The sequence below is a fragment of the Roseibium sp. genome, assembly GCF_050301095.1.
Taxonomy (GTDB): Bacteria; Pseudomonadota; Alphaproteobacteria; order Rhizobiales; family Stappiaceae; genus Roseibium.
The window spans coordinates 1-8735 of sequence record NZ_JBNKYW010000262.1; the positions used below are offsets into that span (position 1 = coordinate 1).

An 8735-nucleotide genomic window follows, 5' to 3' on the forward strand; every position below is an offset into this window, starting at 1 on the left:
CTAAATAGGGCGCGGCCGTTTCTTGGGGAGGTGAGCGGCGGGATTGGAGAGCGGGCGACTGGAACTGCCGGAAAATGACAGCCACCCGGCCGGGAGGGCTGTCAGTGCTTCCCGATCCGAAATATCTCGACGCCATCCCGGTGCACGGCAACAGGCCGGTGCTGGCGAAAGCCGATCCCTGCGGCAATCGCTGCGAGAGTGGGCATCCGGAGGTTTGGGCCAGGAGCGGGAAGGGCAGTTTTCCGACCGTCGTGGCCTGCTTTGCAGTACATTTGCCTTTTCCGCAGGGATCGCAGTTTACGTAATTCTGCCCGAAGAGCCGTTCTGGCCGTTTCTTGCCGCGCTTCTTGTTCCTTTTTGCGGAGCAGGACTTTGGTTCAGAGGGAAGCAAACTCTTGTGAGTTTGCTGATTCTGGCGATTGCCTTCGCAGCAGGCCTGACGGTAGCCACCATGCGAACGGCATATGTCGCCGCTCCACGGCTTGCCGAGGCTATGAGCGCGACTGTCACGGGGCGGGTTCTGGATCGCCGTGTGGGAGTGTCGGGCGCGCGCGTTCTGTTGGAGGTTTCTGCTGTGAACGGGCAGTCGTTGCAGAAGACTGACTTTCCCGAAAGAGTAAGGCTGCGGATTGCGAACGGTGACAGGCTTCGGGTGGGTGAAAAAATAGCTGTGACCGCAAGGCTGTTCCCGCCAGCGGGACCTGTGAACCCGGGCGGTTATGATTTTTCCTTCAGAGCCTATTTTTCCAGAATTGGGGCAACCGGTTACAGCTATGGTCCTGCGGAAGTTATCGACCGTGGGGGCAACGGGCTGAGGCTGCACTTGGCGGAGCGCTTGCAAAGGCTTCGGGACAGCGTAGCTTCCCGGATCCGGTCTGTCCTGGGAAGCCGCCCGGAAACGGGGTTGGCCGTAGCCTTGCTTGTCGGTGACCGGAGCGGAATCGGCTCAGAACAGGAAGAGGTGCTTCGCGCTGCGGGATTGGCGCATATCCTGGCGATTTCCGGTCTTCATATGGCGCTATTTGCTGGTGGCGCCTATGCGGCGACATTGTTTCTATTTGCACTTGTACCTGCGCTGTCACTCAGGTGGCCGACTCATAAATGGGCGGCGGTGACGGCCCTCATTGCGGCCAGCGGCTATCTTCTTTTGTCCGGGGCCGAAGTTGCTACGCAACGGTCTTATCTGATGATCGCGCTTGTTTTTCTCGGCGTGCTCACCGGGCGCCGCGGGGTGACGTTACGCAGTGTTGCTTTGGCGGCCTTGTTCCTTTTGCTGATCGCGCCGGAACGGCTTTTCTTTCCCGGTTTTCAGATGTCATTCGCTGCGGTGATCTGTCTGGTCGCAGTCTATGAAATCTGGAGGCAAAGAAGGCCCGATTGGGGGAGGCGCGACCGGTCCGGTGCGGGGATTGCGAGGCGTTTGGCCGCAACTGTCGGCAAATGGGGGCTCGGCCTGTGCGTGACAGCCATCGTCGCGGGTCTGGCAACCGGAATTGTCGGGATGCATCATTTCGGACGGGTCGCTCCTTACGGTGTTGTCGGCAATCTCCTGGGCATGCCCGTCTTCTCCCTTGTTGTCATGCCGATGGGTGTGCTTGCGCTTGTGCTGATGCCTTTGGGGCTGTCAGCCCTGCCGCTTACAATCATGTCCTTCGGCCTGTCATTGCTCGAGACGGTTGCCAGATTGACGGCGGACCTGGGTGACGGCGCCGGTGCCGTCGGGACGTTGGATAGCATTCCGGCCCTGCTGTTTATGTCGGCCCTTTTTGCCGGCCTCCTTTTGTGTGGCAGGCAACGCCTTTGGGCCTTGTTGCCGCTGGGGCCGGCAATCGTTCTCGTCACGCTGGCAAAACCGCCGGATATTCAGATTGCAGCCTCGGGCCGCCTCGTGGCTGCCCGTGATGTAGAAGGAGTATTGCGGGTGTCTTCCAGTCGCCGGACGTTTGCGGGTGATTTGTGGCTTCAGGCGGAGGGTGTTCCGGGCAGCGCGATTTTATCGCGCAAGATGAAGTCGCCGCAGAGGGCCTGCGATCAATGGGGCTGCGTGGTCCTGGCTCATGACGTCAATGGTGACGAAAGGCTGGCGCGTCCGGTTGAAAAGGCTCTGGCGATTGCTCTTCCAAAAGAGCCGGAGGCTTTGGTTCAGGACTGTGCTTACGCCGATATTATCGTTAGCGATCTGATCGCTCCTCGGAGCTGTGCGGCGAGTGCGTTGTTCGATAAAGGCGTGCGCGAAAGGCGTGGAGCGGTTTCGATCTGGCTCGAGCGCGAAAGCGATGCGGACTTTGCCAACCCGCAAAGTCCTGAAAACGCAGTTGCCGGGAGAGGCTCTAACAGCCTCAGAATTGGCAGGATCAAATATGCGATACCAGACCCGCCGAGACCATGGCATCGGCAGGGAACCGTTACGCGGGCAAGCTTGCGAAAGGCACTGGCGGCACAATCCACCGCCAGCCGAAATTGATATTGCTGATTCTGATCAGTACTGACGGAACAGGGCGACCAGACGTCCCTGGACACGTACGCGTCCGGGGCCGAAAATTCTGGTTTCATAGGCCGGGTTTGCGGCTTCGAGTGCGATGGAGGCGCCTTTCTTGCGCAGCCGTTTCAGCGTGGCTTCCTCGTCGTCGACAAGGGCTACCACGATATCGCCGCTATCCGCGCTTTCTGTCTTGCGGATGAGAACCGTATCTCCGTCCAGAATGCCGGCTTCAATCATCGAATCGCCACGGACTTCCAGGGCGTAGTGTTCGCCCTTGCCGAGCAGGTCGGGCGGCACGGAAATGGAGTGGCTGTGGGTCTGGATGGCTTCGATGGGGACACCTGCGGCAATGCGGCCCATTACCGGGATCTCGATACCGCTCTGTTCGGCAACAGGGGCCGATTGCGTCGGGGCCTGTTTGCCAAGGGACCCTTCGATAACCTCGGGTGAGAAACTGCCGCGTGCCCGTGGCGTTCCAAGCCCCGGTGCGATGGAGTCCGGCAAGCGGACGACTTCCATCGCACGCGCCCGGTTCGGCAGGCGCCGGATAAAGCCCCGTTCCTCCAGAGCGGTAATCAGCCGGTGAATGCCGGATTTGGAGCGCAAGTCGAGCGCATCCTTCATTTCATCGAAAGACGGCGGAACACCGGTTTCCTTCAATCTTTCATGAATGAACATGAGCAGTTCATACTGCTTGCGCGTGAGCATGTCGGCTTCCCCTGATCACGAGAACGGGTTGGTACAAATCAAGAACACATTACCTGTTCCTATTGTGTTCTGCAAGGGTAAATGTTCTCTTGCTGTTCTGTTCGGGGCAAGGTCATCGGATGAAGATGCCCTTAAGCGTCAGACGTTTAGTGACTCTGTGCCGGTCCGCCTCAGCAACAATTCGCAGGTCACCAGCGTTGGTGCTGCGCCGGGAACAAGCCGTCCTTCGTGCAGGTGGCCCTCCAGATCGACGCAGCGAACGGGAATCATTGTAACGCCATCGGAGGTCATTCCTGCCGGAGTTTTCAGCAGGATCTCGGATATGAGCCCCGTCATGGGAGCAGCTTCATGAAACTCCGCACCGGCCAGACTTCCGAGACCGTGCGCTGCAACCGGTCCCGGTGACAGGTTTCCTGCAAGGGCGGCAATACTTTCATGAAGATCCTCGAAGGGGGCGAGGGTCGTGATCAGTGCATTTGGCTCTTCTTGCACGGGCGTTGTGCGGTCTTCCGCGACCCGGAACAGTGTGAATTCGGTTTCCGGATCCGCTTGCGCTTCAAACCTTGCCCCCTTCAGTCCATACCCCTGCAATCGAGTGGCATCCCGAACAATCAGTGTGTGCGGCAACAAATGTCCGAGGCGATATGCACCGCCTTCATGCCAGTACGCGTGGATATGTGCAAACCAGTCCCCGTCCTTCCATCCGAGAATGGCGACTGCGTCTTTGAGAATGGCGCTCTTGGAAGTATGGGTGTCGCTGTACCAGGCTGCATGTCGGTCGTCGATTGCCCGGTCCGGCATGACGTAGTCAAAGGAATTGAGCGAAAGGCCCTGAAGTTCCAGTACCGCTGAACTGTAGCCGTTTCGTTCCGCCCAGCGCCCCAGTGCTTCAAGCAGCCCTTCGCCTGCCTGCGGTTCAAAGCTGTCAGCTTCGGCGACACACAAAACATGGGGGAGCCGGTTCGAAGCCTTTGGCCCCGGATGCCTGATGTCTGCGAGAGCAGAGGGGGCGGGCCGTCTCATAGTAGCCCCTGTTCAGCCAGATGTTCGCGAACGATCTTCTTGGTAATCTTCCCGTAGGCGCTCTTGGGCATTTCCTGGATGAACAGGTAGCGTGCGGGCATCTTGTAGCGGGCAACCTTGCCGTCAAGGAAGGCTGCGAGACTGCCCTCGTCAAGCTTTGCGCCGTCTTCTGCTACACAGACGGCGAGGCCTACTTCGCCCCATTGTGGATCAGGGACGCCGAGGATTGCGACTTCGGACAGATCAGGGTGGGCGAGAAGCACTTCCTCGACTTCGCGTGGATAGACGTTGGAGCCGCCGGAAATATACATGTCGGAAGCGCGTCCCGTCAGATAGAGGTAGCGCTGTTCGTCCATGTGACCGATGTCGCCGGTTCGGAACCAGCCGTTCCGGAAAGATTTTGCGTTTGCGCCTTCGTCTTCCAGATAGCCGGCGCAGACCGCGGAGCCGATCACGCAGACTTCACCGGTCTGATGGGGCGCGAGAATGTTCCCTTCGTCGTCCTGAATGGAGACTTCAATGCCGGTGCGCTCGGTTCCGCAAGTGCCTATCCGAGCTTGGGGGCTGTCCTCCAGGAAATGGTCCTGCGGGCGCAGCACCGTGATATTGCCGGTCACTTCTCCCAGGCCGTAATACTGGACCAGTACGTGCCCCAGTTTCTCAAGGGCCCGTTTCTGGTCCTCCCGGTACATGGGTGCGCCGGCATAGATGACGTGGCGGAGGCTGGAATGGTCGAACCTGTCGACTGCAGGATCCTCCACAAGGCGTTTCACGATGGTGGGGACCGTGAACATGTTGCTGACCTTGTGTTTCTCGATCAGCTCAAAGGCTGCCTGGGGTTTGAAGCTGCCGTCGGGCATCAGAACATGCGCTGCTCCCGTGACCAGCTGGGCAATGAGCTGAAGGCCCGCGCCATGAGAAAGGGGCGCAATCACCAGTGAAGCGTCCAGCTCCGTCGTTCCGGGCAGGAGGTCGGCCATGTAGTTGACGGTCACGAAGCCGATCTGTCCGTGGGTCAGAACGACGGCTTTGGGGCGCCCGGTCGAACCGGATGTGAAGAAAAGCCAGCAGGGATCGTTGTGGTCCACAGGCGCATTTGAGCATTCAGCTCCGGAATGACTGTCGACAAGAGCTTCATAGGAGGTTCCGAATGTGCTCTCCCCAATCGTGATCACTCCCGCCAGTTCCGGGCACGAGGCCCGCACGGCTTCTCCCTGAGCCACGAACTCCGCATCACAAAGGAAAATTCTGGCCTTTGACTTTTCGGCCGCATAGGCCGTTTCGCCAGGCGCCTGACGGAAATTGCACGGAACCCAGACGGCGCCGAGACGGAAGGCCGCCAGCATGATCTCGATCATCTGATTGGAGTTTTGAGCCTGAACAAGCAGACGGTCGCCCTTGCCGACCTGAAATTCCGATTGGAGGGCACGGGCCAGGGCGGAAACACGTTTGTTCAGAGCGGCCCAGCTCCAGGTTTTGTTTTCCCAGACGATCGCGGGGCGTTCCGGCCATCTGGCGGCGTTTCTTGTGAGGAAATGTGCCAAACTGGCTACCCTGTCGGAACAGCGTTCCATCATTTGCGTTCGTCCTCCATGCGGCACTTTTCGGGCGACGTTAGGATGGGGGCCGGTGATTTGACAAGGCGGCAGGATTTTTCTTCCCGTTCCGCTTGTGGTTCAATTTGTGCAAACATGCCTCCGCCAGTTTTGAGAATCGACAAGGACGAGCTGTATGAGCGTGAGTGAGATTACCGATTGGGACGATGCCTATGCCAACGGTGCGTATATTCCGGGTGCCGCGGACTATCCGGCTCGCTGGGCGGAAGAAGCTGAAAGCTTCCGAAAGACGTGGATGAAGAAGGATCTCGGTATCGTTTATGGTGAAACGGACCGTCAGCGGCTTGATATTTTTCATCCGGAAGGCCGGTCAAAAGGTCTGGTTGTCTTCGTGCATGGCGGCTATTGGCTGAAGTTCGACAGGTCCTACTGGTCGCATCTGGCGACAGGGTGTCTTGCCAGAGGGTGGACCGTGTGCCTGCCCAGCTACGATCTCGCGCCGGATGTCAGGATCGCCGATATCACGCGGCAAATCGGTGCAGCGGTCTCCAAGGCCGCGGAACGTGTCGGCGGTCCGATCCGATTGACCGGCCACTCGGCTGGAGGGCATCTGGTCACTCGCATGGTGAGCGAGAATACTCCGTTGAAGCCAGAGGTACTGGAGCGGATAGAAAAGGTCGTCTCCATCAGCGGGCTCCATGACCTTCGACCGCTCCGGAACACGAAAATGAACGACGACTTTCAAATGAGCGAAGCGGATGCCGAAGCGGAAAGCCCGGCATTGAAGGGCGCTTCAGTCGGCTCGCCGGTCGTTGCCTGGGTGGGAGGAGCTGAAAGACCGGAATTTATCCGCCAGTCTCGTCTGCTGGCCGAAGCCTGGTCAAATGCGGAGTTCCATGAAGACGCCGGCAAACATCACTTCGATGTCATCGACGCGTTGAAAGATGCGGAGAGCGAGCTGATTTCGAACCTGCTCGCCTGAAACAATGCCTTCAGGAGAATTGCCATGCGCAGAGAGAGCGACAGTCTCGGCGAGATCGATGTGCCGGAAGACAAGTACTGGGGAGCGCAGACGCAGCGGTCCATCCGGTATTTCTCGATCGGAACGGATCTCATGCCGATCGAGCTCATTCATGCCTATGGGGTCCTGAAAAAAGCCGCGGCGTTGACCAATGCTGACCTCGGATTGCTGGACACGGAGTTGTCTGATCTGATCGTGCGGGCCGCAGGAGAGGTTGCAAGCGGCCGGCTCGACGCGCATTTCCCGTTGCATGTCTGGATGACGGGAAGCGGCACCCAGACCAACATGAACGTCAACGAGGTGATTTCGAACAGGGCAATCGCGCTGGCCGGCGGCGTTCTTGGATCCAAGGACCCGGTGCACCCGAACGATCATGTCAACATGTCCCAGTCGTCCAATGACACCTTTCCGACCGCCATGCACATGGCTGCGGCAATCCAGACGACACAAAGGCTCCTTCCGGGCGTTCAGACCTTGCACGACAGCCTGGACGCGAAGGCAAAGGAGTGGGAACGGATCATCAAGATCGGCCGGACGCATATGCAGGATGCGACGCCGCTGACGCTCGGGCAGGAGTTTTCCGGCTACACGGAGATGCTGAGGCAGGACATAGTCCGAATCAATCAGGCGCTGACGGATGTTTTTCAACTTGCTCTGGGCGGAACGGCCGTCGGCACCGGGATCAACGCCCACCCCGAATTCGCGGCGAAGGCTGCAGAAAAGATCTCCGATCTGACCGGGTTACCCTTCGTATCCGCGCCCAACAAATTCGCCGTGCAGGGAAGCCACGACGCGCTGGTCATGTTGAGCGGGGCCATGAGGACGCTGTCGGTATCCCTCTACAAGATCGCCAACGACATCCGTCTGCTTTCCTGCGGGCCGCGATGCGGGCTCTACGAACTGAAAATACCAGCCAATGAGCCCGGTTCCTCGATCATGCCGGGCAAGGTCAATCCTACGCAGTGCGAGTCGCTGGCCATGGCGGCTGCTCAGGTGATCGGCAACGATGTCGCCGTCGGACTGGGTGGGGCAGGCGGCTATTTGGAAATGAACGTCTACAAACCCCTCATGATCAATGCCATCCTGCAATCGGTTCGTATACTGGGAGACGGCAGCCGGAACTTCGCCCACTTCCTGGTCGATGGCATGGAGCCGAACGAAAAACGGATCCGGGAGTACCTTGATCAATCGCTCATGCTGGTGACTGCTCTCAGTCCCGTGATAGGCTATGACAAGGCAAGTCACGCTGCTCACTATGCCTTCGAACGGGACCTGACCCTGAAGCAGGCTTGCCTGGACCTTGGTCTGGTTGATGAAACGGAGTTCGACAGGATCGTCGATCCAGGGAAGATGCTCGGCCTCTCCTGACCTTGCCGCCAACGCACCCGAAATAGGTCGAGAATACCGCGAAACCCGTCGGCCAGCGTCATGACCGAGTGGTTCTGAGTTCCCTGTTGGTGACAAGAAAACTTGTGTCTTATGCGGATATGACCACTTGTCCGGTTGCGGTCCAGTGATTTTCCTGACATTTTGTATATTGGATCCAATTTAATTGGGCCGCCTACCGACAGGTTTCAGGCTGGTTGCGGAGTACGGTTGTCCTCATTTTGTTGTCATAAGACCAGTTGTGAAAAGATGGCGTACCGTGTCGAATGACGCCAGTTCGTCACCGGTTTCAAAGCCGTCTGAACCTGATCAACCGAAATTTTTCGGACCTTCGACCTGTACCGCTTTTCGTGTGGATATGGAGGTGGAAGGAACCGAACGTCAAAAGAACATCAAAGGGTCTCAGCATGAGTTTCACCCCGAAGGGCAAACACCTGATTGCAGGAGAATGGACCTCCTCGGAAAATATGTTCTCGAACCTGCCGATGGACGGAGTGGGTTCTTCGTTCTTCGAGGGCACGGCGGAAGACATCGACAAGGCCGTTAAAGCTGCGGAAGA

6 protein-coding genes are annotated in these 8735 nt (G+C 58.4%); 3 read left to right on the top strand and 3 right to left on the bottom strand.

Annotated features, from left to right (window positions below; translation table 11 throughout):
* The first annotated feature begins 214 nt into the window (after positions 1-214).
* Positions 215-2464, top strand: coding sequence for a ComEC/Rec2 family competence protein (locus ACQY7U_RS22625; RefSeq protein ID WP_428649714.1), 2250 nt, complete (start codon positions 215-217; stop codon positions 2462-2464).
* 15 nt (positions 2465-2479) lie between these two features.
* Here the strand turns inward: ACQY7U_RS22625 and lexA are convergent, their stop codons facing one another.
* From lexA to ACQY7U_RS22640, 3 genes are all read right to left on the bottom strand, one after another.
* Positions 2480-3190 (bottom strand): transcriptional repressor LexA, encoded by a 711-nt coding sequence (gene lexA / locus ACQY7U_RS22630; protein WP_428649716.1) that lies wholly within the window; start codon positions 3188-3190, stop codon positions 2480-2482.
* 138 nt (positions 3191-3328) lie between these two features.
* Positions 3329-4213: a hypothetical protein gene (locus ACQY7U_RS22635; RefSeq protein ID WP_428649719.1), complete on the bottom strand. Its 885-nt coding sequence runs from the start codon at positions 4211-4213 to the stop codon at positions 3329-3331.
* Positions 4210-5790: an acyl-CoA synthetase gene (locus ACQY7U_RS22640; protein WP_428649721.1), complete on the bottom strand. Its 1581-nt coding sequence runs from the start codon at positions 5788-5790 to the stop codon at positions 4210-4212. The genes ACQY7U_RS22635 and ACQY7U_RS22640 overlap by 4 nt, the downstream gene beginning before the upstream one ends.
* 154 nt (positions 5791-5944) lie before the next feature.
* Here ACQY7U_RS22640 and ACQY7U_RS22645 point away from each other — a divergent pair, with 154 nt between their 5' ends.
* Positions 5945-6751 carry an alpha/beta hydrolase gene (locus ACQY7U_RS22645; protein ID WP_428649724.1) on the top strand — a complete coding sequence of 269 codons (807 nt, stop codon included), beginning with the start codon at positions 5945-5947 and terminating at the stop codon, positions 6749-6751.
* Positions 6752-6775: 24 nt separating this feature from the next.
* The gene (gene fumC, locus ACQY7U_RS22650) at positions 6776-8158 is read left to right on the top strand and encodes a class II fumarate hydratase (RefSeq protein WP_428649727.1); all 1383 of its coding nucleotides are present in this window, start codon (positions 6776-6778) and stop codon (positions 8156-8158) included.
* Positions 8159-8735 lie beyond the last annotated feature (577 nt).